Origin of the sequence: Couchioplanes caeruleus, from assembly GCF_003751945.1 — a bacterium.
GTDB lineage: Bacteria > Actinomycetota > Actinomycetes > Mycobacteriales > Micromonosporaceae > Actinoplanes > Actinoplanes caeruleus.
The window spans coordinates 1,932,262-1,958,326 of the sequence record NZ_RJKL01000001.1 but is presented as its reverse complement, the minus strand read 5'-3'; the positions used below and the strand labels follow the sequence as shown (position 1 = coordinate 1,958,326).

The following is a 26,065-nucleotide window of genomic DNA, read 5'->3' as shown; positions in this document are numbered from 1 at the left end:
CCTCTTCTCCGCTCATCTGTCCCGTACCGCCTGCCGACAGGCCTTCCGTGCCCGCAAAGTTCAGACGATTCATCCCGGTCATCGCCGCGCTCCTGGGCTGCGGCGCCGGCTTCCTGCTGCTGCGCAACGTGGCGACCAGCGCGTTCGACGGCCTGGAGGCGCGTCAGGTGGCGCAGGACGCCGACCGGATGCGGATCGGCCTGGACACCCAGGCCCGGCTGCTCATCACGTTCGGCGCCACCAACGCGGTCTGGGACAACGCCTACCAGGACGTGGCGAAGGAGGACGCGGAGACCTTCGCCGAGGACTTTTACTCCGATCCCGCCGATAGCGGGGGCAACTATGACGGCGTCCTCGGCGTCAGCCGTGACGGCCGGCTGGTAACCGGTGGCACCCTCAGCGCGGACGGCTTCCAGAGGCCGGCGGCGCAGCTCATCGACCCCGCGGTGCTCAGCGGCCTCTACGACCCCGAAGGTGAGGCCGGCAGCGCCCGCTGCGGAGTCGTCGCCGCCGACGTGATGTACCTCTTCTGCGGCCTGCCGGTCTACCCCAGCAGCGGCGAGGGCAAGTCGTCCGGAGGCCTGGTGATCATCCAGCGGCTCGGCGCGGAGCGGATGGCGCAGTTCGGCAAGGAGATCAACCTGCCCACCACCGTCGCCGAGCAGCCGCGCGGCGATGCGGTCACGCAGTCGCTGCCGAGCCTCGTCGGCACCCTCGACGTGGGAACCACCGTGCTGAGTGGGGACAGCATCGCGCTGCACGCGAGCATCGCCACCGTCGACGGCAAGCGGCTCGTCCTCGAGTCGGTGCAGGGCCGCCCGATCCACGCCGCCGCCACGAGCACCGCGGTCAAGCTGTTCGCCTTCATCGCCGTCGCCACCCTGCTGATCGTGGTGCTGGTCGCCTGGTCGGGCCGGCGGGCGGTGAGCCGCCGGGTCCGCCCGTTGCGGCAGACCACCGAGCAGATCGTCGCCTCGGGCGACTACGAGTTGCGGGTCGACGCCACCGGCAGCGACGACATCGCCGCACTGGGCCGCACCATCGACGCCATGCTCGACACCATCGCCGACCGTGACCGCCTCCTGGAGACCGAGCAGCAGCAACGCCGGGAGGAGCTCGAGCGGACGCACGAGCGGCAGAGCGCGGCGGAACGGGAGGCGCAGGAACAGGCCCGCGCGCTGGTCGACGAGACGTCGGCCTTCGTCGCCCGCCAGCTCGGCGACGTGTCCGACCGGGCCGCGACGGTAGGCGAGGCGGCCGGGCGCATCGACGAACGCGTCCGCGACGCCCGGCTGGCGGCGAGCCGCCTGCTGGAGAACAACACCGCGGCCAGCCAGGCCGTCGGGACCCTGCACGAGAGCCTGCTCAAGGTCGGCGAGGTCGCCCAGTTCATCGGCGGGATCGCCAAGCAGACCAACCTGCTGGCGCTCAACGCCACCATCGAGGCGGCCCGCGCCGGCGAGGCCGGCCAGGGCTTCGCCGTGGTGGCCAACGAGGTCAAGAACCTGGCCGGCACCACGGCCGAGTCCACCGAGACGATCAGCGCCACCCTCGGCGAGCTGAACCAGCACGTGACGGCGGTCGTGGAGATCATGACCGCGATGAGCGACACCATCTCGGCGATCGACCACACCACGGCGGACGCCCAGGAGCTGACCACCGAGCAGGAGTCCGTCGTCGCCGACCTCACCACGCGGGTGACCGACGCGGGGGAGCGGCTGGAGGCCTTGATCTCCCGCCGCTGACGGGGTCAGTAGAGTCACCCGGTGCCGCCGCCCCGCCTGCCGACCGCCGATCTCGCCCGCGCCGCCGGACGGGTGATGGCGCCGTCGGCCGTGACCGCCGGCCTGGTCGCGGTGCTGGTCGGCGTCACCAGTTCGGCCGCGATCGTCTTCACCGCCGCAGAGGCGGCCGGTGGCACTCCCGGGCAGATCGCCTCGTGGATGCTCGCGCTCGGCGTCGGCATGGGCGTCACCTGCATCGGCCTGTCGCTGCGCTACCGGGCCCCGGTGGTCACCGCCTGGTCGACCCCCGGCGCCGCCCTGATGGCGACCGGCCTGGACGGGGCCACGATGCCGCAGGCGGTCGGGGCCTTCCTCGTCTCCGCGCTGCTGATCACCCTCAGCGGTCTGACCGGCTGGTTCGAACGGGTGATGGACCGGGTGCCGGTGCCGCTGGCCTCCGGACTGCTCGCCGGGGTGCTGGTCCAGTTCGGCACCGGGCTGTTCGGGGCCCTCGACGACGACCTGCTCGTGGTGCTGCCCATGTTCCTCGCGTACCTGGCGAGCCGCCGCTGGCTGCCCCGGTACGCGGTGCTGGTGGCGCTCGCCGTCGGCGTGGTGGCGGCGACCCTCGACGGCTCGCTGCATCCGGGCGCCGTACGCATAGCCCTCGCCGAACCCGTCTTCACCATGCCCGCGTTCGACGCCCAGATGATCGTCAGCGTCGGGCTGCCGCTGTTCGTGGTCACCATGGCCTCGCAGAACCTGCCCGGCGTCGCGGTCCTGCGCAACGCCGGTTATCAGGTACCCGTCTCGCCGTTGATCGGCTGGACCGGCGCGGTCAACACGCTGCTGGCCCCGTTCGGCTGCTTCGGCCTCAACCTGGCCGCGATCACCGCGGCGATCTGCACGGGGGAGCAGGCCCACCCGGACCGCCGGCAGCGCTACCTGGCGTCGGTCTGGGCCGGAGCCTTCTACCTGGTCGTCGGCCTCTTCGGGGCCACGGTCGCGGCCCTGCTCACCGCGCTGCCCGCGGTCCTCGTGCTGGCCATCGCCGGGCTGGGCCTGCTCGGCACCATCGGCGGCTCCCTCGCGTCCGCCCTGACCGACGAGCGCTGGCGCGAGCCGGCCCTGGTGACGTTCCTGGCCACGGCGTCCGGGGTGAGCCTGCTCGGCATCGGCTCGGCCTTCTGGGGCCTCCTCGCCGGCGTCCTCACCGCCCTGGTGACCCGCCGCCGCTGATGGCGACACGGTCGTGGGTGGACGGCGATGGCTACTCTGTCGCGCGTCCTGCCGCCCTCGCGACAACCGCAACGGAGAGACGTCCCGATGGCCGACAGCCGCGACAGGTACGTGATCCACAGCGCGTTCCGGCGCCGGCTGACCTCCCGGGCGCCGCGCGGGCCGTGAATCACAAGATGCGGCCGGTGCCTACTTCAGATGTGCGAACCCTTCGGCCGTGCGGGCGGGAACGAACTCCGTCACCGCATAGTCGGCGAGGCCGCGCTGGTGGAAAGGATCCGTCGCGAGCCTGCGCTCGAGGTCTTCCCGGGAGAGGTTCCGGGCCAGGATCACGCCGCCGACCCGGGGCACCCGAGGGCCGGAGGCGATGAACACCCCGTCCGCATACTGCTGATCCAGCCAGGCGACGTGATCTTGAAGCGCTTCGTCGATCTGGGTGAGGTCGGTGCGGTAGGTCAGTGTCACCACGAACATTTCAAGATCATATTTCGCGGCGACGTCGACGCCTCAGGCGAGGTCGGCGGCGAAGAGCTCCGTCTCCGGGGCGGGAGCGGTGGTCGCGGCGGCGACCGTGAACCAGAAGATGCTGCCGCCGCCGGGGTTGGGTTCGCGCGAAGCCTGGTCGAGCTGCGCGGCGGCGTCCTCCACGAGCATCTCGGTGACGCTCGCGATCGTGTGCAGCGGGGCGTGTAGACGCTCGCCGGCCGCGGTCGCGAAGCCGGACAACTCCGCCTCCCGCTCCCGCACCGCATCCTCGGCGGCCAGGAGCTGGTCGCGCGCCGCGCGGGCCTCGTCGTTCGCCGCGCGGGCCCGGTCGTTCGCCGCGCGCTCCCGACCTTCGGCCGTGCGGGCGTCGGCGGCCTCGCGCCGGGCGCGCGCCGCGGCCCGGTTGCGACCCGCCTCGGCGGCGAGCAGTCCCGCGGCGGCCAGCAGGCTGACGACGACCGCGCCGAGCATGGTCAGCGGCGCCGCGACCGTACGCCCGGTGCCGGCCAGTGCGGCCGTCGGGCGGACGAGCACGTGCCACACGGTCCCGGCGACTTCCACGTCGACGGTGTCCCGGAGGCTGCCCACCGGGCCGCCGTCCCCGGTCCACCGGGCGATCTCGTGTGAGCGGCCGTCGGTGGCGGTCCCGGTGACGACGGCGGTCACGCCGGTGACGTCCGCCGTGCGCAGCGACTCCCGGAGCAGCTCGGGTGCGCGGACGGCGACCACGATCCAGCCGCGGAACCCGGTGCCGTACACGGGCGCGACCAGATCGAACGCGGCGGGCCGTCCGGCCGCCGGCAGGCCGCGGTCGGCGGGCAGGACGTGCACCGGCCCGGCGACGAGGCGGCCGTTCTCCCGGCGAGGCGCATGGTCTCGGCCAGGCGCGGCTCCGGGTCGAGCGCGGTGCGCGGGGGCGGCGTGCTGCCGTCGACGGTGTGCTGGGCCAGGATGCCGCCGGCCGCGTCGGTGACCACGACCTGGTGCGCTCCGGCGAGCCGGGCGCCGGCGATGCGCGCGACGGTGGGCGACAGGGTGGCGGCGGGCTGGGTGGCGGCGGCCGCGGCGATGTCGTGCACCGTGTCGGCGTACCGTTGGAAAGCGGTGTCGAGGGCGGCGTGCACGCCGGCGCTGCGCAGGGTGAGCGCCGCGGTCGTGGCGTCGCGTTCGGCGGTGGCGATTCCGGCGGTGGCGGCCGCGCCGGTGCCCAGCCCGAGGGCGAGCGTCGCGGCGGCGAGGGCGGTGCCGCGCGGGCCGGCCGCCCGCATCCACCTGGTGAACGTCACGTTGCCTCTATCGGAGCCGCCGGAACGCGATTGAGAGGCGGCGCGGGCGGTTGCCGCTTTGCTCCCGTTCGCGGCGAGGGAAGCTCACATAACGGATATGTTGGGCAGGTGAGGGGCCGGTCCGACGATCCGGGGGGGGGGGGCGATGAGCACCATTCTCCTCGTCGAGGACGACCCGGACATCCGGCATCTGGTGTCGCACAAACTCGGAAAAGGGGGCTTGGACGTCGTCGCCGTGGCCGACGGGGTCTCCGCGCTCCGCGCGGTCCGGGCGCAGCCGCCGGACCTGGTCCTGCTCGACGTCCGCATGCCGTGCATGTCGGGCATCGAGGTCTGCCGCGAGCTGCGCGCCGGGCCGCTGACCGCCGACGTACCGATCATCATGCTGACCGCCCGCTCGCGGCCCCAGGACCTCGAGCAGGGGTACGCGGCCGGCGCCACCGACTATGTCGTGAAGCCGTTCAGCCCGCGGGAACTGCTGGAACGCGTGGAGGCCGCGCTCGCGCGGGTGGCCCGGTGATGCTGGGCCTGTTCACGGTCGTCATCGCGATCCTCGCCGCCGTGGTCGCCGTGACCGCCGCCGGCATCATCGTCGTGCGCGTGACCCGCCGCGTACGCCAGTAGAAGCGCGCCCGGCTCGCCCCCCCCGCCCCGCAAGGCGCTGCTCGCCTTCGTGGCCGACAACGGCGAGGAGGGCGGCGACGAGCTCGTGGCCATCCCCGACGACGCTTGGCGTGCCGCCGAACCGCACGCCCTGGCGCTGCTCGGCAAGCTCCGCGGCGAGGCCGCTGGTGAACCTGCTAGGCGACGATGCGTTCCAGGTCGCCCACGAGGCCGCGCACGCGCTGCGCCGCAGCGGCCCCGCCGGCCTCGAAGCCCAGCGCGACGTCATCGCGGCAGACCGGGCGGCGGCCCAGGCCGCGGGGATGGGCGCGCACGACCAGCGGTCGGCGGCGGCCTCGCACGCCGAGGAGGCGCTCGCGCTCGCCGAGGTGCGCAGCGACGAGCGGGTCGGAGCCGCACGGTGACGGAGGTGGTGCGCGAGGCGCTGCGCTACACCGACCTGGCGATCTTCGGGTACTTCATCGCACTCAACAGCAGCTACCTGGTGCTGATCGCGCTGGCCGGCCTCGAGTTCGGCAGGCATCTACGGCGCATCCCGTTCGCCGGCGCCGACGATGTTCCGCAGCCCCGCGGACCGTGCCGGTGTCGGTGATCGTCCCCGCGCACAACGAGGGCGCCGGCATCGTCGCCGCGGTCCGGGCGATGACCGCGCTGCGCTACCCGCGCTACGAGGTCGTGGTGGTTCGTCGAGCTGGCGGCCGTCCTGGAGAACTTCGGCTACCGCCAACTGCTCGCCTTCTGGCAGGTCGCCGGCGTCCTCGGCGCCTGGCGTGGCCGCACGGCGGTGTGGGGCACGATGCACCGCGAGGGCTTCGGCGGCGACATCGACTCACCCGAGATGGTCAGCACCGGCCGGAGCTGACCCGCCCGGCGCTTCCCGGTCCGCAACGGTGGCGGTCGCGGGTTCGCCGGTCCGCGGATGCCGCAGCCCCGGATGGTCGCCGGGCAGGCTGCGCCGGATCACCCACCAGCTCACCGCCAGACACGCGGCGACCAGCGGCCAGGTCAGCACGGCCCGCGCGACCCCGAGCGCCACCACGGCATGGGCGGCCCACAGCGGCACGAAGACCGCTAGCCGCACGACATACTGCAAGACCCAGATCCAACTGCCGCGTCCGTACGCCCGGAGCAGGTCAGGATCGCGCCGCCACCGCGTCTTCTGCCCGAGCACCGCCCCGACGACCAGACCCAGCAGCGGCCACCGGATCACGATGCTGACCGCCCACAGCAAAGCGCTCGCGGCATTGCTGACGATCTGCAGCAGGAAGAAATCCTCGGCCCGTCCGGTCCGCAAGGCGACCAGCGCCGCGACGCACACGCCGAGCAACCCGACGAGCACGGCCCGCGGACGGTCGCCCTGCCGCAGCCGCATCCCGGCGACGACCAGGGCAGCCACCAGAGCGGCCCCCGCACCGACCCAGATCGAGCGTCCCCCGGCCAGCCAGCCACCGACGAACACGACGGGCGGCACGGTCGCGTCGAGGGCGGCCCGGCGCCCGCCCAGCACCTCGGCCAGCGACTCCGGTTCCGCCACGTCCCACCCCGCTCTCGAAGTTAGGACAGCCTACCTTCCGCTTCCGCTCGGGCCACCGCGCGGCCGCAGGTCTTCTCGGCTCCGCGGCCCGCCGTCGGAGCACGCGGGCTCTGGGCGGACCGGCGACCCGAGCATCGACGTCTCGGCCCTCTGCGGCGTGGGAGAAGCGAGTCCCTGGTCCACCGAGCTGCGCTTCGACGTCTCGGGCCTCTGCGGCGTGTGGGAAGCGAGTCCCTGGTCCACCGACCTGTGCTTCGACGTCTCGGGCCTCTGCTCTGCGTCGTCGGGGGTGAGTCCCCGGTCCACGATGGACCCGAGGCCGCGACGGGTGAAGGCCATCGTCGTTGCGGCCAGGAGTGCTACGCCGAGGAGCCAGCCGGCGATGACGTCGCTGGCGTAGTGCACGCCGAGGATGATCCGGCTGATCCCGGTCAGGGCCGCCACCAGGATGGCGCCGGCCCAGAGCAGGCGGCGGTGGCGTACCACCGGGAGCAGGACCAGAACGAAGACCCCGGCGGCGAGGGTCGCGTTGAGGGCGTGGCCGGAGGGGAACGAGAAACCGGTCGCCCGTGCGACCGGGTCGAGCAGGTCGGGACGATGCCGGCCGAAGAGCAGTTTCAGCAGGGCCCCGAGCAGGCCGCCGACCGCCATGGTGGTCACCACCCAGAGCGCCGTCTGCCGGGCATGCCGGCGGAGGAGCCAGATCACCAGGAACAGGGCGGCGAACCGGAGGGGAAAGGGGGCGAAGACGGTGGTCCACCAGGCCGTGGCGCCGGTCCAGCCGGGATGTTCCAGCGCCCACCTGTGCAGCGTGTCGGTGAGGCCGGCGTCCGCCTCGTGCAGCGGTGCCCAGCCGCCCGCCACGAGCGCGGCGAGCAGGGCGAACGGCACGAGCACGCCGATCGCCAGCGCGGAGGCGGTGGTGAGCCGGAGGCCGAGTCTCATGCTCAATTCCTACCCGCGGTCGGCGGGCTTACGCCGGGGACCGGTCAGCGGCGGGGTGGGTGCCAGCGCAGCGGGCCCGGGTGCAGGCTCCACCACGCGCGCCGCCACCAGGATCGGCGCTGCCGCAGGGCGGTGGCGTAGGCGACCGCTTGGCCGCCGGCGCGCTGCGCCTGGTCGTCCGTCGCCGACGCGGGGGCGAAGGCCACCGTGTTGACGGCCGTGACCAGCGCATCCAGCGGCGGCAGGCCGGCGTCCGCCGAGGGCGCGGCGCGGCGCAGGGGCGGCGCCTCGGCCGAGGCCTCCTCATGTGAGGCGTCCCGGGTCTCGGCGGTGTCCGGGGCCGTCGCCCGCGAAGGGAAGGCGTTGGCGGCGAAGGCTGCCGCCTCGGTGGCGGCCAGGTGGGTGGGTACCGGGCTGCCGGCCAACCTGAGCGCGTCGGTGAACTCGAACCAGGCGCCGGTGATCCGCTCCGCCGCGCCGCCGGTGGACAAGCGGCGGCGGCGCAGGCTCCGGCGCATCGACAGCAGTGTGGCGGCGGCCGCGGCGAGGACCAGCAGTGTCGCTCCGCTCGTACCCGAGGCCACCAGGACCCGGGACGGCCCGCCGCCGGTGCGGGCCGGAGGAGCGGCCACCGCCGGCGGCGCCGAGGAGCTCGGGAGGTCCGTCGCCGGCGGCGGTTCCGAGGCGGGTGGCGGAGGCGAGGGTTTGGGCGTGAAGTCGTCCTCGACCGGGCGGGGTGGGTCGTCGCTCTTGGGCAGGGGGTCGAACGCCACCCAGCCCAGGTCGTCGAAGAGCACCTCCGGCCAGGCGATCGCGTCGCCGCCGGTCACCGGGCCGCCCGCCTTCGGTGCGTCGAAGCCGACGACCACCCGCGACGGCAGGCCGGTGAGGCGCGCCAGCAGGGCGAAGGACGCCGCAAACTGCTCCGAGGTGCCGCGCTGGCCGCCGCGGTCACGGGGACCGAACAGGAAGTACGACAGATTCGGGTACGCGTGACCGCTCGGCGCGTCCGCCACCATGCGGTAGTGCTCGGCGAGGAACTCCTCGATCGCCATCGCGCGGTCGTAGGCGGCGCCGTTGCCGTCCGCCAGGTCGTCGGCGAGGCGCTGGATCGGCTCGGGCACGCCCGCGCCGACGGTGAGGAAACGGGCCACCGCGTCACCGGTGGGCGAGTCGGCGGTGGGCAGCAGGTTGAAGTCCGGCTCCTGGGTGTCCGACGTGACGGTGTAGCGCAGCCCGGGCCGCAGCTCCTCCGGGCGGATCACCGTGCCGGTGGCGGCGTCGTACGCGATGCGGGTGCCGTCCACGCCGGCCGGGGTCGGCACCACCGGCAGCAGCCGTCCGGTCAGCTCCTGCACCGTGATGTCCTGGGTGACCCTGGTGACGGGCACGTCCGGCAGCAGCGGCGCCCGGGGCAGCACCCGTCCGGCATTGCGGTACGTCGCCCCGACCCGCCACGTGATGCCGTCGTAGTCCGGGAGCACCGCGAGCCGCAGCCGCATCTTGCCCTTGCCCGCCACGGCCGGGCCGACCTCGAGCAGCTTCTGCTCCGGGGCGAGCGCCCAGCCCGAGATCCGGTTCAGCGGGCTTTCGTCCAGGCTGTCCACTCGCGGCGGTTCGACGTACCGTCGCGGGTCGACCGGGGTCGCGGTGACCCGGCCGCCGACCCACGGGCCGAGCGCCGCGATCAGGCCGACGAGGACCGTCAGGCCGGCGGCCGACCCGGCGAGCGCGCGGCCCCGCACCGCGGCGCGGGTCTTCGCCGGCATGCCGGCCAGCGACGGGCCGCCGGCGGGACGCGCGGTGACGGCCAGGGCGGCGACCACCGCGCCGGCGAAGGTGAGCGTCGGCCATCCGGCGCTTCCCGCGTTCGGCCCGACGACGTAGAGCGCGCCGCCGTACAGGGCCGCCGCCGGTACGCAGCCCAGCAGCACCCGGCCGGCGCGGACCGCGACCTCGCTCCCGGCGAGCCCGGCCAGCCAGGCGGCGATCACCGGTACGACCACGGTGTCCGGCGTGGCCTCCACCGGGATCATGGCGGTCAGCAGCCGCGGAATGCCGTTGACCAGGGCGTCGGTGACGATCTGCGACAGCGGGTCGGTGAGCGCGGCGTGCCCGGCGGCGATCTTGAGCGCTCCGACCGTGTACCCCGCCAGCGCCACGACCGAGATCGGCGCGACGGTCCACGACGGCAGCCGCCGCACGGCGACGCCGACGCCCACGGAACCCAGCGCCGCGCCCGCGACCAGCCGCAGCAGCAGATCGTCGGCATAGATGCGCCCGAGCACCACCCCGGACAGGGCGATCAGGACCGTCAGGGCCAAGGGTACGACCGCCGCCCGCAGCCACCTCACCATCCGCGGACCCCGTCCCAGGCACCCGCGAACTGCTCGCCGTCCTCGGCCTCGATGACGATCATCCCGCCGCCCGCGGCGACCGGTGCCGCGTCAGGGTCGCCGAACAGGCCGGCGATCACCACCGGGTACGGCCCGTGCAGCGCGCTCACCGTCCCGAGATCGGACCGGCCGCCCGGTCCGGTGAGGTAGACGAGGGTGTCGCCGAGCCGGCTCCGGCGCAGGCTGCGTACGGTCCGGGTGAGGTCGCCGTCGCGCAGCCCGGCCTCGGTGAGGACATCGAGGAACGGTCCGGTGACCGGGCCCGAGACGAGGTGCAGGGCGACGGGCAGATCCTCCCGGACGGCGGCGGCGACGATCGAGGCGGCTGCCTCGCATGCCGCCTCGAACGACTCGGCGACGCCGTCGCGCTGCGCCGGGTGCGCCGCGGCGCGGTCGTCGAGCACCACGACGATCGTCGGTTCGCTGGTGTCGAGCTGCTCGCGGACCATCAGCTCGCCGACCTTGGCCGAGCTGCGCCAGTGCACCCGGCGCAGCTCGTCGCCGACGACGTACTCCCGCAGCGAGTCGAAGGTGATCGTGCCGTGCGGCACCTTGTCGATCCGCCCGTCGAGGCTGCGCGCCATCCCCGCCGGTACGGCGCGCAGCAGGTGGATCCGGGGGTGCACCCAGACGGTGGTGGTGCCGCCGTACGCCCGCGACAGCGTGAGCAGCCCCAGCGGATCGTCACGCGTGACCCGCAGCGGCCCGACCGGCACCACCCCGCGCCGGGTGGTCGGCACCGGGTATTCCACGGTGGTGTCCCGCCCGGGGCGCAGGTGTAGCAGGGGCACCGGCACGCTCGCCGGACCGCACCGGTCGGTGGCGACGAGGTTGGCGGCCCGCAGGCGGCTGGTGTTGCGGACGGTCAGCGTCATCGACGCGGGCTCGCCCCGGGGGACGCGGTCGGGCTCGGCGACCCGGTCCACGCCGAGCCGGGGCCGCCACAGCCCGAACGCCACCGCGCAGAGAACGGCCGTGGCCGCGGCCGCGCCGAGCAGTGCGAGGTCGGGATAGCCGAAGAGGAACCCGATCGCGAGCAGCATGACGGCGGCGGCGACGACCCCGGCGCCCCGAGCGGTCATCTTCGCGCCGCGCCCGGCGGCCCCGGGACGACGCCCGGCAAGCCCGCGGCGCCCGGCAGGCCCGCGGCGCCCGTCAGGCCCGCGGCGCCCGGCAGGCCCGCGGCGCCCGGCAGGCCCGCGGCGCCCGTCAGGCCCGCCGCGTTCGGCAGGCCCGCGGCCGGTGGCAAGCCCGTCGCGGTGCGCGGTGAGCTCGGATCGGCGGGCGGCGAGTCCGAGCAGGCGGGTAAGGAGCCCGCGCCGGGGGGTGCCGCTGCCGGGTCCGGGCGCGGTGAGCTCGCTTTCGCGGGTGACGGTCTCGCTCACGTGCGCAGTGGTTGCGCTGCGGCGGGTCGTGATCTCGGGTCCGGCGGTGGCCCGCGAGGTGCCGCGAGTGGCGGTCTCGGGTCGGGGGGCGGGTCCGGAAGCGGTGAGCCCGCTCGCTCGGGTGGTGGTCTCGGTCCCGCGCGTGATGGTCTCGGCTCCGGCGGCGGGTCCGGGGACGGCGGCCTCGGTGCTGGGGGTGAGGGTGTCGGGGGTTGAGGGGTGGGCACTGACGGTGTCGGGGGTTGAGGGGTCGGCGGTGACGGTGTCGGGGGTTGAGGGGTGGGCGGTGAAGGTATTGGGCACGGAAGTGTCGGGGATGGGGGGTGTCGGTCGCCGGGGGCTTCGGCCGGGGAGGCGGAGCCGGGGGCGGGGGCCGGGTGCGCTCACGCTCCGGCGCGCTGGTTGTCGGGCAGCGGGACCGGGACCGAGCGGACCGCGTCGTCGAGGACCTCCGCCGCGGTCACGCCGCGGAGCTGGGCGTCCGGCGACAGCAGCACGCGGTGGGCGAAGACCGGCTCGAGCAGCGTCTTCAGGTCCTCCGGGAGGACGAAGCCGCGTCCGTTGATGAGCGCCCAGGCCGAGGCCGCGCGGGTCAGGGCGATCACGCCGCGGGGGCTGACGCCGACGCGGACCTGCGGGTGGTCGCGGGTCGCGGCGGCGAGGCGGACCGCGTACGTGTAGAGCGGGTCGGCGATGTGCACGCGAGACGCCATGCGGACCATCTCGCCGACGGTGGCCGTGTCGGTGACCGGTTCGAGCGCGTCGGGGGAGCGCAGCGCCGCGCCGCGCAGCACCTCGACCTCGACCTCCTCGGCCGGGTATCCCACGGAGAGCTTGACCAGGAAGCGGTCGAGCTGGGCCTCGGGCAGCCGGTAGGTGCCGTCCATCTCGACCGGGTTCTGCGTCGCCACCACGAGGAACGGCTGCGGCACCGGGTGCGGTACGCCGTCGACGGTGACCCGGCGCTCCTCCATGACCTCCAGCAGCGCGGACTGCGTCTTGGGCGAGGCCCGGTTGATCTCGTCGGCGATGACGATGTTGGCGAAGACCGGGCCGGGGTGGAACTCGAAGCCGCGGCTCGCCTGGTTGAAGATCGTGACGCCGGAGACGTCGGAGGGCAGCAGGTCGGGCGTGAACTGGATGCGGCGCCACTGGCCGCGGACGGCCGCGGCGAGCGCCCGGGCCAGCGTGGTCTTGCCGACGCCGGGCACGTCCTCCAGCAGGACGTGGCCCTGGGCGAAGAACGCGGCCAGCGCGAGCCGGACGACGTCGGGCTTGCCCAGCACGACCGTGCCGATCCGGTCGGCGAGCTGCGCCGCGATGCCGGCGAAGCCCTCGATGTGCGCGGGCGGTAGGGGTTCGGTGCTCACAGAGACGTCCTCAACACGTGGGCAGGTCGTTCACATTGTCGCCACCGTCGAGGTTGAGCCACGCGAACGGGATGTAGTTCTTGCCTTCGTAGTTGACCTGGATCCACCAGGTGCTGCGCTTGTCATTGTTGTAGATGTAGGCGTAGACCTCTTCGCCCTGCTTCTTGCAGTACGCCTCGAGCCGGGTGCCGGGCTTGGCCCAGCCGACCTGCCTGCCGTTGTCCTGCCGGGTGACGCTGAAGATCTCGTTGCCGTTGCGGCCGGCGCGATCCTCGTCGCAGTAGGTGGCGGTGTCGCCGTTCCTGCCGTTGTTGCATGTCGCGGTGCCGAAGAGGGCGTCGGTCCTCTGCTCCCGGGTCTTCGACTCCTCCCCGGCCGCGTTGCGCGCGCTGACCGTGAACGTGTAGGCCGTGCTGGGCTTGAGGCCGGTGAGCTGAAGGCTGGTGCAGCTGCCCGTGGCGGTGCCGCCGCCGTCGGAGGCCGAGATCGAGCAGGTCGCCGTGCCGCCGCCCGCGTCGACGGTGAAGGTCACCGTCGCGCTGTTGAAGGTGGCCGAGGACCCGGTGATCGTCACCGCGGGCTTCGCCACCGTGCGGGCGGTCGCGGAGCCCGGCTCACCCGGGCCGGCCTCGTTGACCGCGCGGACCTCGACGGCGACGGTCTCGCCCTCGCCGAAGCCCTCCAGCGTGGCACCGGTGCCGTCGGTGACCTCGGTGGTGCGGCCGCCGGCGGCGACGACGTACCTGGTGATCGGGCGGCCGTTGTCAGCCGGGGCGGCCCAGGAGACCCGGATGGTGCCGGGCCGGTCGCCGACCGTCGCGGCGTCGACGCCCTCGGTGCGGCCGGGCCTGGTGAAGGGCACCACGCTCGCGCTGACCGGCGACGCCTTCGAGCCGGCGCCGCGCTCGTTGACGGCGACGACGGTGAACGCGTACTGCTTGCCGTACTCGAGCTGGCCGCCGGGGACGGTGAACGACGTGCCGTCCTTGGCCTCGCCCACCGGCGAGCTGCCGCCCTCGCTGATCGCGGTGACCGCGTAGCGCTCGATCTCCAGTCCCTGCCCGTTGGCGGCGGGCCAGCTCACCACGACCGTGCCGTCCGGCTTGGCCTCGGCGTTGACGGCCGTCGGCGCGTCCGGCACCTCCGCCGTGGGCGTGACCGCATTGCTGGTGCGGGTCGGGCCCTCGCCCTTCTGATTGACCGCGCGCACGGTGAACTGGTACGTCTCGCCGTTGGTCAGCCCGGTGACGTCGAGAGACCGCTGGTTGGCGCCGACCGGGAAGGTGCGCTCCGCGCCCTCGACCACGTATCGGGTGATGGGCGCGCCGTTGGCGGGTGCCGCCTGCCAGGTCACCCGCACCTGGGCGTCGCCGGCCGCGGCCCGCACGGCACGGGGCGCGCCGGGCTTGGTGACCGGCGGCTTCTTCGGCTTCGGCGGGGGTGGCGGCGGGTCCGCCGGGGTCGGCGGCGGGTCGCCACCGAGGACGTCGTCGGCGTACTTGTCGACCACCCGCACGGTGTGCGCGCCGTCGACGACCCGGGCGGTGGACGCGCTGGGCGCGTTGATGAACAGGTAGCTCTCGCGGACCTCGAGCTCGAGCGGGCCGCCGGGGTCGGTGAAGCCGATGTCCTTGCGCACGCGCCCGGCCTGGTCGAAGACGTGCACCGTGCCGGTGGACTCGTCGGCGACGTAGAAGAAGCCCTCCCAGGCGACCGCGGCCTGCAGTTCGGGGCCGTCGCCCGGCACGGGGAAGTCGGCGGTGGTCCGGCCCTGGCTCACGCCGTAGACGCGCCGGGCGTCGGGGACGGTGACCGGGATGACGTCGCCCTCGGTGTGTGCGGGCAGCGAGCCGGGACCCTCCAGCGGCAGCTCGACGGTCTGCTTGGCGGCGTCGCGCACGGTCGTGAGCTCGTTGGTCGTGCGGTTGAGCACGGCGACGCCGCTCTCCAGCGTGGAGATGGTGAGGTCGTGGTTGCCCGGGGCGACCGACTCGGTGCGCACGAGCGCGGGGCCCGCGGCCGCCTTCCCGGCTCCCGCGGCCGACCCGGCGCCGGAGCCGCTGGTGGCGGCCTCGTCGGGCAGGGGCGCGGGAGTGATCACCGACACCGTGCCCTCGCTGGGCACGGCGATCCACAGATTGCCCTTGCCGTCGAAGACGCCGCCCGTGATGCCGGGCGGGAAGCGCAGCGACTGCCCGACCGGGGTCAGCGTGCGCGGGTCGAGCTGGCGCACCTCGCCCTGCACGGCGTCGATGATGAAGGCGGCGTCCTCGTCGAGAGCGACCCGCACGCCGAGGCCGGAGGTGGTCTGGGCGGTCGCCGCCTCTTTGAGGGAGACGAGATCCATCGTGCTCACCACGCCGGTCTGCACGTCGCGCAGGATGACGAAGCGGTCATTCTGGGTGACCTGGACCTGGTGCCCGCGGGCGCGTGGCACGTCGACCCTGGTGTCCACCCGGGCGGTGACGCCGTTGACCCGGGCGGCCTCGCCCTTGGTGCGGCTCCACACCCAGGAGGCGGCGTCGAAGCTGGCGACGGCCTGATCGGCGGCGCCGAGGCCCAACACGGTGAGCCCGAGGCCCGCGACGAGGGCCAGCACCGTGCCGATGGTGACGAGCCCACCACGGCCGCGCCAGCGCTTCCCACGCCGGTCGGTGACGGCGTCCTCACTGGACGCTTTCGCACTGGCCACGGTTCGCATCCCTTCCGCTGCACCGGCTTTCATCGCCGAGGACGCAGGCCATCATAGGGGCACGCGGAGCGACTTGGGCATGCGGCAAGTCACGGTTGTGGATTGTAATGATCGCGCACGGTGATCATCTGCGCGGTTGCCCGGGGCTGGCGTCACTCTGCGTACGGTTGGTGCACGCCTGCGGTGACGTGGCGAACTGGCTGGTGCTGTAGACCGCCACCACGGCGAAGCAGTAGTCCAGCCCGGCGTTGAGACCGTTGAGGTCGAACGAGGTCGTGGCGGGCCCGACCTGGCCCATCGGCTTGAGCTGCTCGCCGCGGCGGCCGCCGGTGACCAGGAACGACGTGCGGCCGTTCGCGGGGTCCGTCCAGGTCAGCCGCACCGACGATCCGTAATCGCGCATCCGCACATCGGTGGGCGCCGGCCCGCTCAGGGTCGGCACCTCGGAGTCGTCGCCGCCGTCGTCCGGCTTCGCCAGGACGACCACGAGCGCGACCACGGCGATGATCACGCCGAGGACCGCGGCGATCGCCGCGAACAGGGCGGGAGCCTTGCCGGCGTACGAGGACCGGCCGGTATCGGACGAATCGGACGGCGCCGTGGCGATCGCCGGCCCCGGCTGCTCGAACCGCGACGGGCCGGAACCGGGCTCATGACCCGCGCCGGTCGAGTCGGGCCCGGCCTGCGGGGCGGTGAAGACCGGCCGGGCCGGCGGGGCGGTGAAGGCGGACCCGGGTGGCGGGGCGGTGAAGGCGGACCCGGGTGGCGGGGCGGTAAAGCGATCGGGCTGCGGGGCGGCAAAGGGATCGGGCTGCGGGGGAGCGGGGGAGGGCTCGGGCTGCCGCTGCACCGGCACCGACGGCGGGGCGGACGAGAAGGCGGCGGCGACCGGCGGCGGGGCGGGCGAGTATGGGGCGGCGACCGGCAGGGCGGAGGCTGGAGGCGGGGGCGAGAAGGGGGTGGACGGCGGGGGGACCGGGAGCTCGATGCGTACGGTAGGAGGGTCCTCTCCCAGGTAGGAACGCGCCTGCGTGACCGTCCAGTGGTCCGGGCCGAGCACTGCCGGGCCGTGCGCGGCCACCCGGCCGAACGCCCGGCGCGCTTCGTGGCGGTTCTCCATCTCCTCGGCGACCGTGCCCAGGTCGAAGGAGATGCCCAGCATCACCGGATCGGCGTCGCCGAGCCGCCACTGCCCGGCCGCGTGGGCCTCCTCGAGCACCCGGCGGGCGGACGAGGGGTCGCCGGCCCGTCGATGTACGGCGGCCAACTGCTGCGCCGTGGCCAGCACCTCGGGGTCGTCCTCGCCGAGGTTGGCCCGTCCCAGGTCGACGGCGTGCTCGAGGAGCGCGCGGGCCCTCACGAGATCGCCGGAGTCGGCGAGCGCCTGGGCCTGCTGGCGGGGAGCCAGGAGCGGGGACGGCTGGGACACCCAGCCATGCTGCCTAAAACCCGGACCTTCCGCCAGTGCCGCACCTCGGAGTGGGACTTCGGGACCGTATCCCGGCGGAGGACGGCACAGCGGCGGGCGCCGTTGAGACGAGCCGGCACCGCCGAACGGTCAGAACTGCGGACGCGTAGCCGACGCAGCCGTTCTGCGCTGGTCACGACCGGGAATACGGTGCGGGAAGGCCCGGGTCTCGAGCCTTCCGACGTGGGTGGTGAGGTCGCCATGACCTATACGGTGCTGACCGGACAATTCGTTATTCGTTACGCGGATCTCCCGCGCCAGGGCCCGGAACCGGATGGGGACACCGTCAAGTTCCGCCCGGATTCGCCGGCGCTGGTGGAGAGGCTGCCCCGGCCGTCCGGCACGCCGCCGGACCTGAATGCCCGCGGGATCTCGGTACGCCTGGAGGCGATCGACGCGCTGGAGACTCATTTCGGCGAGACGCACCAGGAGCTCGCCGGTGCCAACGCCGCGCGCGACGAGATGCTGCACCTCCTGGGGTTCACGGGTGTGGAGTTCTTCGACGACCTGCCGAACAAGGTGCGCGCCGCCGACCGGGACAGCATGCGGGGGCACGTGCTGTCCAACGGGATCGACGCCAACGGCCGCATGATCGGCTTCGTCTACCCGGACGAGCCGCCGGGGCCCGCCGGCGGCACCGTCTTCCTCGACGACGCCGGTGCCGACCGGTCGGTCAACGCGCGGCTGCTCGCTGCGGGCCTGGCATATCCCGCGTTCTACGCCACGTTGCCGGCGACGCTGCGTACGCATCTCGCCGGGGTTTCCCGTAAGGCCCGCGCCGAGGGCGCCGGGATCTGGCCCGTCTCGACGGCCGACCCGGACGGCGCCGCCACGGTCACCGATCTGGTCGGCCTGCAACGGCTGGTCTGCTGGCCGAAGCTGTTCCGCCGGCTGGTGCCGTTCCTGGCCGCGGGCGCCGCGAACTTCGACGGCTTCGACGCCTGGCTGCGCTCGGATCCGGTCAACCGGGACGACTCGCTGTTCCTGCTGGACCGGCTCGAGAGCGGCAATCTGCACGACGTGATCGAGGCCGCTGGGCACCGCATCCGGATGACGGTGTGGCCCGAGGACTTCATCATCGACCCGGATCCGGCGCCGCCGGGCGCGCCGACGCTGCCGCCGGCGCTGGCCGCGGGCGACGTCCTCATCGTGGCGGCCCTGCCGGACCCGGCCGGGTCGGACCGCGGCAAGGAGCGGCTGACGCTGCTCAACACCACCGCCGGGCAGATCGACCTGACCGGGTGGACGCTGCGGGACCGCAACGGCCGCGCGCAGCGGTTGACCGGCACGCTGGGTGGCGGCGTGGTGGCCCAGATCGCCGGGAACGGCTCGTTCGCGCTGGGCAACACCGGGGGGACGATCACCCTGCTGGACGCGCTGGGCACGCCCATCGACGAGGTGACTTACCGCGCCGGGCAGGTCAAGGAGGGCCGCACCATCGCCTTCGGCCGCTGAAAGCCGGCTGCTGAGAGCCGGTCCGGGAGAGCCGGTCCGGGAGAGCCGGCCCGGGAGAGCCGGCCCGGGAGAGTCATCGGCGGGCGGCGCCGGCGGCGATGACCGGGAGCAGCGCCAGAGCGAAGACGCCGCCGGCGGTGGCCAGGACGGAGTAGCTCGCGGTGGCGACCACGACGCCGGAGGTCATGCCGCCGGTCGCCCCGGCGAGGGCGATGGCGACGTCGACCAGGCCCTGCGTCCTGGCGCGGGTCTCCAGCGGCAGGGCGTCGGTGACGATCGCGGTGCCGGAGACGATGCCGAGGTTCCAACCGGCGCCGAGCAGGCCGAGCGCCAGGCCGAGCGCCGGGATCGAGCCGCCGGGCGCGGCGGCGGCGACGATGCCGGCGGCCAGCAGCGTGACCGCCCCGGCGGCGGCGATGGGGCGGCTGCCGAACCGGTCGACGAGCCAGCCGGTCACCGGCGACGGCAGGTACATGGCCGCGACGTGGACGGCGATGACCAGCCCGGAGGCGGCGATGCCGAGGCCGTGGTCGTGCATGTGGATCGGCGTCATGGTCATGATGCCGACCATGACGACCTGGGTGAGGACCATGATGGCGGCGCCCACCATCACGCGCCCGGGGCCACCGCCGGGGGAGTGCGGCTCGGCGGTGCGTCCGGAGCCGGGCTCGGCGGTGGCGAGGGAGCGGGCCAGCAGCAGCGGATCGGGGCGCAGCCAGCGGGTCAGGGCGAGCGCGGCGAGCGCATAGGCGGTGCCGGAGAGCAGGAACGGCCCGGCGAGGTGCGGGATGCCGAGGGTACGGGCGAGGTCGCCGGCCACCGGGGCGAGGTTCGGGCCGACGACGCCGCCGACGGTGGTGGCCACGAGGACGGTGGACACGGCGCGGCTGCGGTGGGTGCGGTCGGCGAGGTCGGCACCGGCGTACCGGGCCTGGAGGTTGGCGGCGGTGCCGGCGCCGTACAGGAACAGGGCGGGGAACAGCAGGACGGCGCTGCCGGCGACGGCGGCGACGATCACGCCGGCGCTGCCGACGGCCCCGGTGAGGTAGCCGAGGACCAGGCCGGGCCGGCGCCCGCGGGCCTGGGAGAGACGGCCGACGACGACCGAGGCGAGGGCGGAACCGGCGGTGAACAGCGCGCTGGGCAGCCCGGCGAGGCCGGTGCCGCCGAGCATGTCCTGGGCCAGCAGCGCGCCGACCGTGATGCCGGCGGCGAGGCCGGCGCCGCTGAGGATCTGCGAGGCGACCAGGACGGACAGGATGCGGCGTTGGGTCGCGGCGCGGTCGTGGGTGCCGGGCGGAACCGTGGGGACAGCGCTCAAGGGACCTTCCGGTCTTCGGGGGGACTCGGCACGCGGATGGTATCGCCGGGCGCTCCTCCGTTCGGCCCGGCCGGTTCCGGAACCGGGGCGGGATGTCCGCATGCAGACCTGAATGTGGGGGCGGGAGAGCGCTCCCTGCCTTGACATCGGCCCTCGCCTATCGCTTGCTGTGACCTGGTTCCTGGCATACCTAGGGAAAGGACCACCCCGTATGACGACTCGCCCTCCCGGGCGCCGGCGACCCGGCCGGATCCTCGCCGCCGGTCTCGCCCTGGTGACCGCCGGCGCGCTGACGGGTACGTCCGCGTCCGCGGCACCGGCCCTCGGCGCCGCGCCGGCCCTCGGCGCCGGTGTCACCGTCTTCGACCCGAGCATGCCGGTCGAGCAGATCCAGGCCGTTCTGGACGCCACCCATGCCCGGCAGGTCGACAACGAGATGGGCACCGACCGCTACGCCTACCTCTTCAGGCCCGGCACCTACGGCACGGCGGAGAAGCCGTTGCAGATCAAGGTCGGGTACTACACCGAGATCTCGGGGCTCGGCGCCTCCCCGTCCGACGTCGTCATCAACGGCAAGGTCGAGGTCTACAACCGCTGCCTGGCCGACGGCGGCACCGCCAACTGCCTGGCGCTGGTCAACTTCTGGCGTACGCTCTCCAATCTGACGATCAACGTCAACGGCGCGGGCCAGGACGGCTGCCGTGCCTCGGCCAACTTCTGGGCCGTGTCGCAGGCCGTCTCGCTGCGCCGGCTCGACATCAAGGGCGGCAATCTGTCCCTGATGGACTACTGCACGGCCGGTCCGCAGTACGCCAGCGGCGGCTTCATCGCCGACTCCGCGCTGCCCGACGTCGTCAGCGGCTCGCAGCAGCAGTGGCTCACCCGCGACAGCTCCGTCAAGAGCTGGTCGAACGGCGTGTGGAACCAGGTCTTCTCCGGCGTCGAGGGGGCGCCGGACGACGCGACGTTCCCGGTGCCGCCGTACACCACCGTCGCGCGAACGCCGCTGAGCCGGGAGAAGCCGTACCTGTTCGTCGACGCGCGGGGCCGCTACCAGGTCCGGGTGCCGTCCGCGCACCGCGGCACCGCGGGCACGTCCTGGGGTGAGGGGCTGACCGCCGGGCGTACGCTCCCGCTCAGCGCCTTCTTCGTCGCCAGGCCCTCCGACCCGGTGTGGCGGATCAACGCCCAGCTCGCGCTCGGCAAGCATCTCCTGCTCACCCCCGGCGTGTACGACATCGACCGCAGTATCGACGTGTGGCGTCCCGGCACGGTGGTGCTGGGCATCGGTCACGCGACCCTGACCGCGGTCGGCGGCGCGACTCCGCTGACCGTCGCCGACGTGCCGGGCGTCATCGTCGCGGGCGTGACCATCGACGCCGGCACCGAGGAGTCGACGACACTGTTGCGGGTCGGCCGCAAGCACGGCATCGGGATCAGCTCGCCGGACAACCCGACGACACTGTCCGACGTGTACTTCCGCGTCGGCGGCCCGCACATCGGCAAGACCGACACGGCACTCGAGGTCAACAGCGACAACGTGCTCATCGACCACACCTGGGTGTGGCGCGCCGACCACGGCGTCGAGGGCTTCACCGAGGGCGTGAACGGCGACACCCAGCGCTGGCGCACCAACACCGGCCGGCAGGGCGCGGTCGTCAACGGCGACGACGTCACGGCGACGGGCCTGTTCGTCGAGCACTTCCAGCGCTACAACACGACCTGGAACGGCGAGCGCGGCACGACGATCCTCTACCAGAACGAGCTGCCGTACGACCCGCCGACGCAGGCGGACTGGATGAACGGGACGGTCGAAGGCTACGCCGGCTACAAGGTCGGCGATCGGGTACGCACCCACACCCTGCACGGCGCCGGCGTCTACGTGTTCAACCAGAACAACCCGTCGATCCACACCGAGAACGGCTTCGAGGTCCCGCGGCGGCCGGGCGTCAAGCTGCACCACATCATGACCGTGAATCTCAGCGCGGGCACCATCGACCACGTCGTCAACGGCGTGGGCGGCCCGGCCGACACCGGCCACGTCGGCGTGCCGGTCTACGTGAACGACTACCCGGCGCCCTGAGTGCCGTCCGGCCGTGTGCACCGCGACCCTGGGCGGTGCGCATGGCCGGTGCCTCATCGAGGGTTTGTTTGCCGGTGGGCGCAGCACCCGTTGTCGGGACGCCGCGGCGGCGCTTACGGTGCCGCCGTGCACTACTGGGAGCTGGCGTACGACCGTTACGGCACGCTGACCGTGCCCACCGAGACGACCTTCCTCGACGACCTGGCCGCGCACGGCATCACCGACCTCTTCGTGTTCGCCCACGGCTGGGGCAGCGGCGAGCAGCGCAGCCGCGGCCTCTACCGGTCGCTCTTCCCGCTCATCGAGGGCATGGCGCCGGGCACCGCCGGCTTCGCCGGGATCTTCTGGCCGGCGTTGTGGTTTCCCGACCCGCCACCGGAGGCCGAGGAGCGGGTGCGGGCGGCCATGGAGGCCAACCGGCCGGGCGTGGCGGACGCCGTGGTCTCCGGCGCGGAGATCGCCCGCTCCCTCGTGGACTCCTTCGAGGAAGGCCTGCACCCGGCCGTGACGCGGATGGGTGAGCTCGTCGACGAGGGCGTGGCCGGCGTCGGCATCGACGGTGCGGAGATCCAGCAGGCCCGGCTCGACGAGTTCCACCGGCTGCTGGGCACGGTCTTCGTCACCGCGCCGCAGGCTCCGGAGGACTCGGGGGAGCAGGTGCTGCTGTTCGCCGATCGGCCCGAGGTGGCGTACGCCCGCATCGCCGACATCCTCGGTAGCGCCCCGGCCCGCGGCGACGAGCGGGGCTTCGGCGACCTCTGGGGCAAGGTCTGGAACGGCGCCCGGGACGCGCTGCGGATGGCCTCCTACTACGAGATGAAGGGCCGGGCCGGCGACATCGGCCGCCGCGGGCTCGGGCCGCTGCTGGAACGGTTGGGCCGGCGGCTGCCCGGCGTGCGGGTGCACCTGGGCGGGCACAGCTTCGGTGCCCGGCTGATCTCCTTCGCGCTGGCCGGGATCGGCTCGGCGGCGGCGAGCCCCGTCGCCTCCGTCTGCCTCGTGCAGGGCGCGTTCTCGCATTACACCTTCACGCCGCTGAGCGCGATGCCGTTCGGCTCGGCGGGGGCCCTGCACCGGGTCGCCGACCGGGTCGGCGGGCCGCTCGTGGCGACGTTCACCCGGCACGACTGGGCGCTGGGCCGCTGGTATCCGAAGGCGTCGTTCCTCGCCCGCGACGACATCGCGGCCCGGGTGGACCCGGCCCTGCGCTGGGGCGCTCTGGGGGCTGACGGTTTCCGGGGCGCGACTCCGGCGCGGCGGCTGACGGTGCTCCCGGCCGGGGCGGCGTACGGTCTGGCCGCGGGAACGTTCCACAGCGTCGATGCGGCCCGGGTCATCGCCGACACCCGGAAGTCGGCGTTCTCGGGGGCGCACTCCGACATCGTGCACGCGGAGATCGCCTGGCTGGTCGCCGCGGCCGCGGCCCGCTGAAACGCCCGGGAGCCGGTCAGTCGATCTTCACGGTCCCGGGCGCGGGCCGCTCGGCCGCCGTCGCTGAGGGGCGCCGCCCGGCCGGGCGGGTCAGCCGGGCGATGATCCGGCGGGCGCTCGGCCGGCGCCGGGTGGCGACCAGGGCGAGCGCGACGAGCGCGGCCGGGATGGGCATCGGTGACCCCGGTCCCTCGGCGCCGCTGGTGACCTGGGCACAGGTCTCGACCACCGCCGCCACCGCGCCGAACAGCGCCGCCGGTTTGCCGGCCCCGGCGGTCGCCGCGACCACCACCGCCAGCCAGACCGTGCACCGCAGGGTGGCGTCGAACGGCTCGTCCGGGCGCAGCAGCGGCAGCGCGGCGAGAGCGACGGCGCCGCCGAGCGGCAGCAGGGTGAGTGCCGGACGCAGCCTCGAGGAGAAGCGCGACGGCCGGTCATCGCGCGCCGTTGCGGTCATGATCGGAGAATATACCGGTGGACTGAGTATGCGAAAACCTCGACCGTTTGATCGGGGAAAGCCGGGAGATCGCCCTTTTTATCGTGTTTCCCGGACCGTCGCGGGGGCGCCGCCGGAGGATGCGGGGAGGGCCGGTTCCTTGAGTCCGCGGTCCCGGTGTCGATAAGAGTGCCGATGCCGTCAGGTAGGGAGCTTTGATCATGCAAACCGCGTCCGCGCGGAGCACGGCGACTCCGGACACCGACGTCACGATCGGTGTGGTGCTGCAGGGGCGGCTGGTCCAGCCCTTGTTCCAGCCGATCGTCGACCTCTCCAGCCAGGCCGTGGTGGGGCTGGAGGCGCTCGCCCGCGGCCCGGCGGGCACCGCCCTGGAGTTTCCGGACCGCCTGTTCGCCGCCGCCCGGGACGCGGGCCGCCTCGGTGAGCTGGACATGCTCTGCTCCGAGCGGGCGCTGGAGTGCGCCGTGGCGGCGCCGGCCCCGCCGCCGCTGCTGTTCGTCAACGCCGAGCCCGCCGCGCTGAACCAGCCCCTGTCACCCCGGCTGATCGAGCTGGTGCAGGGTGGCCTGCCGTTCCGCGAGATCCTCGAGTTCACCGAGCGGGCGCTGCCCGCCGTACCCGGCAGCATGATGCGCATCGCCGCGCAGGCGCAGGACTGGGGCACCGGGCTGGCCCTCGACGACGTGGGCGTCGACCCGATGTCGCTGGCGCTGCTTCCCGTGCTGGAACCGGAAGTGATCAAGCTCGACATGAGCCTGATCCGCAACCCGGACACCGAGCACACCCGCGCGGTCTGCGCCGTCGTACGCTCGCAGGCCCGGCGCACCGGCGCCGTGGTGATCGCCGAGGGCATCGAGACCGAGGCGGACCTGGCCACCGCGCGCATGCTCGGGGCCATGTGGGGGCAGGGCTGGTTGTTCGGCCGGCCGGCCCGTCTCGACCAGATCGACCCGCGCCGCTACGACGCCGCGGGGGCCCACGCGCTGCGCCTGCCGCGGCCCGGTTTCCACCGGCCCACCGGCACGACCTATGAGACCGCCGAGCGCCACACCGCCGCCACGGCCGCCACGCCCGAGAGCATCTCGCTGGCCCTCGCCCGGCTCCGGGACACCGCGGTCGCGCAGGACGCCGCCATCGTGGTGGCCTCCGTGCCGGAGAGCCGACCGGAGCTCACCGTCCCCCTGCAGGAACTGGCCGGCCAGGCCCGGTCGGTCATCCTGCTCGACCACCCCGACGACGAGCTCACCGCCGTCGTGCTCGGGCCGGGACAGGGGTACGCACTGTGCACCCGCGGGGAGCACCTCGTAACCCTCGACGACCTGCCGCCGGTGGCGGCCGTGACCCGCATCCTGCTCAACCAGCTCGCCTGAGCGGTCGACGGCGGAGGTACGGTCGGACCATGACGGCGCCGACCGCCACCGTGCTGCTCGTCTTCGGGCGCGGCGTGCTCCGCTGCGGCGACGGGTACGCCCTCACCTCCGGAAGCGCCGCGCGGGTGGACGCCGCGGTCGCCTACGTGCAGCGCCACCGGGATGCCTTCCTCGATGCCGCGACGGCCGGCGAACCGGCCCGGATCGTCTTCAGCGGCGGTTGGGCCGAGGCGTGCGAGGGGGCGGCGGAGCCGCCCGTGGGCTGCCGCGAGGGCGATCTGATGCTGCGCCGCGCGCTCGCCTCCGGCATCGGCCGGTACGCGGACCTGCGCGCCGAGACCCGCTCGCGCAGCACACTGGAAAACGTCCTCCACGTCGCCGCGGAGGGTTTGCTCGCCGACCTGCGGGAACCGCTCGGTCTGGTGTCGCACTCCTGGCATCTGCCGCGGGTGCGCTACCTCACCGGCAAGGTGCTCGGGCTGCGTGGTGCGGGGCTGGTCGACGTACCGGTGCCCGGCGGGGAGGAGAATGCCCGGCGCGGGGAGCGGTGGGCGTACCTGATCTCCCGCGTCTTTCTCCTGGGCACGCGCGATGCCGCCGCCCTGCTACGGCGCGAGCGCCGCCTGGTCGCGGGGCTGCGCCGGGCCGAGCGGATGCTGCGCCGGACCGAGCGGATGGTGCGCCGCCGGGCGCCGGCGGCCGACCCGGTCGCCGCGGAGGTGCTCGATCGGGTCACTCGCACGCGTTCGGCGCTGGACGGGCGGGTATAGGACCCCACGACGCGGACGAGCGGCATCGA

The 26,065-nt window shown here is 73.9% G+C and carries 22 protein-coding genes; 10 read left to right on the top strand and 12 right to left on the bottom strand.

Annotated elements, in window-relative coordinates; translation table 11 throughout:
* Window positions 1–47 precede the first annotated feature (47 nt).
* Together EDD30_RS08445 and EDD30_RS08440 are read left to right on the top strand one after the other, a co-directional pair.
* On the top strand, window positions 48–1,745 hold the full coding sequence (locus EDD30_RS08445; RefSeq protein ID WP_071805764.1) for a methyl-accepting chemotaxis protein: 1,698 nt from the start codon (window positions 48–50) through the stop codon (window positions 1,743–1,745).
* Window positions 1,746–1,766: 21 nt separating this feature from the next.
* Window positions 1,767–2,963, top strand: coding sequence for a benzoate/H(+) symporter BenE family transporter (locus EDD30_RS08440; protein ID WP_244945167.1), 1,197 nt, complete (start codon window positions 1,767–1,769; stop codon window positions 2,961–2,963).
* Window positions 2,964–3,152: 189 nt separating this feature from the next.
* Here EDD30_RS08440 and EDD30_RS08435 read toward each other — a convergent pair whose 3' ends face one another.
* The 3 genes from EDD30_RS08435 to EDD30_RS08425 are packed head-to-tail and all read right to left on the bottom strand — an operon-like array spanning window position 3,153 to window position 4,735.
* Window positions 3,153–3,437, bottom strand: a complete 285-nt coding sequence (locus EDD30_RS08435; RefSeq protein ID WP_071805765.1) for a YciI family protein — start codon at window positions 3,435–3,437, stop codon at window positions 3,153–3,155.
* A gap of 33 nt (window positions 3,438–3,470) precedes the next feature.
* Window positions 3,471–4,208, bottom strand: a complete 738-nt coding sequence (locus EDD30_RS08430) for a hypothetical protein (protein ID WP_148088123.1) — start codon at window positions 4,206–4,208, stop codon at window positions 3,471–3,473.
* Complete coding sequence (locus EDD30_RS08425) at window positions 4,112–4,735, bottom strand: hypothetical protein (RefSeq protein WP_071805750.1); 624 nt, start codon at window positions 4,733–4,735, stop codon at window positions 4,112–4,114. Before EDD30_RS08425 ends, EDD30_RS08430 begins: the two co-directional genes overlap by 97 nt.
* 145 nt (window positions 4,736–4,880) lie before the next feature.
* Between EDD30_RS08425 and EDD30_RS08420 the strand changes: the two genes are divergently transcribed.
* From EDD30_RS08420 to EDD30_RS08410, 3 genes are all read left to right on the top strand, one after another.
* Entirely contained in the window at window positions 4,881–5,255 is a 375-nt protein-coding gene (locus EDD30_RS08420; protein WP_071805749.1) for a response regulator transcription factor, read from the top strand.
* A gap of 271 nt (window positions 5,256–5,526) precedes the next feature.
* The gene (locus EDD30_RS08415; protein WP_071805748.1) at window positions 5,527–5,763 is read left to right on the top strand and encodes a hypothetical protein; all 237 of its coding nucleotides are present in this window, start codon (window positions 5,527–5,529) and stop codon (window positions 5,761–5,763) included.
* Window positions 5,760–5,951 carry a hypothetical protein gene (locus tag EDD30_RS08410; RefSeq protein WP_071805747.1) on the top strand — a complete coding sequence of 64 codons (192 nt, stop codon included), beginning with the start codon at window positions 5,760–5,762 and terminating at the stop codon, window positions 5,949–5,951. The genes EDD30_RS08415 and EDD30_RS08410 overlap by 4 nt, the downstream gene beginning before the upstream one ends.
* 237 nt (window positions 5,952–6,188) lie before the next feature.
* Here the strand turns inward: EDD30_RS08410 and EDD30_RS08405 are convergent, their stop codons facing one another.
* The 7 genes from EDD30_RS08405 to EDD30_RS08375 form a co-directional block, all read right to left on the bottom strand.
* Window positions 6,189–6,893, bottom strand: a complete 705-nt coding sequence (locus EDD30_RS08405) for a DUF3159 domain-containing protein (protein ID WP_071805746.1) — start codon at window positions 6,891–6,893, stop codon at window positions 6,189–6,191.
* A 30-nt stretch (window positions 6,894–6,923) separates the two neighbouring features.
* Window positions 6,924–7,838 carry a phosphatase PAP2 family protein gene (locus tag EDD30_RS08400; protein ID WP_071805745.1) on the bottom strand — a complete coding sequence of 305 codons (915 nt, stop codon included), beginning with the start codon at window positions 7,836–7,838 and terminating at the stop codon, window positions 6,924–6,926.
* A 44-nt stretch (window positions 7,839–7,882) separates the two neighbouring features.
* A complete protein-coding gene (locus EDD30_RS08395) occupies window positions 7,883–10,195 on the bottom strand; it encodes a transglutaminase TgpA family protein (RefSeq protein ID WP_123678178.1) in 2,313 nt (770 codons plus the stop codon).
* Window positions 10,189–11,316, bottom strand: a complete 1,128-nt coding sequence (locus EDD30_RS08390) for a DUF58 domain-containing protein (RefSeq protein WP_071805744.1) — start codon at window positions 11,314–11,316, stop codon at window positions 10,189–10,191. Before EDD30_RS08390 ends, EDD30_RS08395 begins: the two co-directional genes overlap by 7 nt.
* A gap of 686 nt (window positions 11,317–12,002) precedes the next feature.
* The gene (locus tag EDD30_RS08385) at window positions 12,003–12,989 is read right to left on the bottom strand and encodes an AAA family ATPase (RefSeq protein ID WP_071805743.1); all 987 of its coding nucleotides are present in this window, start codon (window positions 12,987–12,989) and stop codon (window positions 12,003–12,005) included.
* A gap of 10 nt (window positions 12,990–12,999) precedes the next feature.
* A complete protein-coding gene (locus EDD30_RS08380) occupies window positions 13,000–15,681 on the bottom strand; it encodes a fibronectin type III domain-containing protein (protein WP_394328257.1) in 2,682 nt (893 codons plus the stop codon).
* Between the two features lie 124 nt (window positions 15,682–15,805).
* Window positions 15,806–17,110, bottom strand: coding sequence for a fibronectin type III domain-containing protein (locus tag EDD30_RS08375; RefSeq protein WP_123678177.1), 1,305 nt, complete (start codon window positions 17,108–17,110; stop codon window positions 15,806–15,808).
* A 222-nt stretch (window positions 17,111–17,332) separates the two neighbouring features.
* Between EDD30_RS08375 and EDD30_RS08370 the strand changes: the two genes are divergently transcribed.
* Window positions 17,333–18,604 carry a lamin tail domain-containing protein gene (locus tag EDD30_RS08370; RefSeq protein ID WP_244945166.1) on the top strand — a complete coding sequence of 424 codons (1,272 nt, stop codon included), beginning with the start codon at window positions 17,333–17,335 and terminating at the stop codon, window positions 18,602–18,604.
* A gap of 73 nt (window positions 18,605–18,677) precedes the next feature.
* Here EDD30_RS08370 and EDD30_RS08365 read toward each other — a convergent pair whose 3' ends face one another.
* Entirely contained in the window at window positions 18,678–19,925 is a 1,248-nt protein-coding gene (locus tag EDD30_RS08365) for an MFS transporter (RefSeq protein ID WP_071803883.1), read from the bottom strand.
* A gap of 211 nt (window positions 19,926–20,136) precedes the next feature.
* Between EDD30_RS08365 and EDD30_RS08360 the strand changes: the two genes are divergently transcribed.
* Both EDD30_RS08360 and EDD30_RS08355 read left to right on the top strand, forming a co-directional pair.
* Complete coding sequence (locus EDD30_RS08360) at window positions 20,137–22,008, top strand: adenylyl cyclase (RefSeq protein ID WP_071803882.1); 1,872 nt, start codon at window positions 20,137–20,139, stop codon at window positions 22,006–22,008.
* A 126-nt stretch (window positions 22,009–22,134) separates the two neighbouring features.
* Window positions 22,135–23,439: a hypothetical protein gene (locus EDD30_RS08355; RefSeq protein WP_071803890.1), complete on the top strand. Its 1,305-nt coding sequence runs from the start codon at window positions 22,135–22,137 to the stop codon at window positions 23,437–23,439.
* Window positions 23,440–23,455: 16 nt separating this feature from the next.
* Here EDD30_RS08355 and EDD30_RS08350 read toward each other — a convergent pair whose 3' ends face one another.
* Window positions 23,456–23,896, bottom strand: a complete 441-nt coding sequence (locus EDD30_RS08350; RefSeq protein ID WP_071803881.1) for a hypothetical protein — start codon at window positions 23,894–23,896, stop codon at window positions 23,456–23,458.
* 200 nt (window positions 23,897–24,096) lie between these two features.
* Between EDD30_RS08350 and EDD30_RS08345 the strand changes: the two genes are divergently transcribed.
* On the top strand, window positions 24,097–25,266 hold the full coding sequence (locus EDD30_RS08345) for an EAL domain-containing protein (RefSeq protein WP_143162589.1): 1,170 nt from the start codon (window positions 24,097–24,099) through the stop codon (window positions 25,264–25,266).
* A gap of 29 nt (window positions 25,267–25,295) precedes the next feature.
* Window positions 25,296–26,036: a YdcF family protein gene (locus EDD30_RS08340; RefSeq protein WP_071803879.1), complete on the top strand. Its 741-nt coding sequence runs from the start codon at window positions 25,296–25,298 to the stop codon at window positions 26,034–26,036.
* Window positions 26,037–26,065 lie beyond the last annotated feature (29 nt).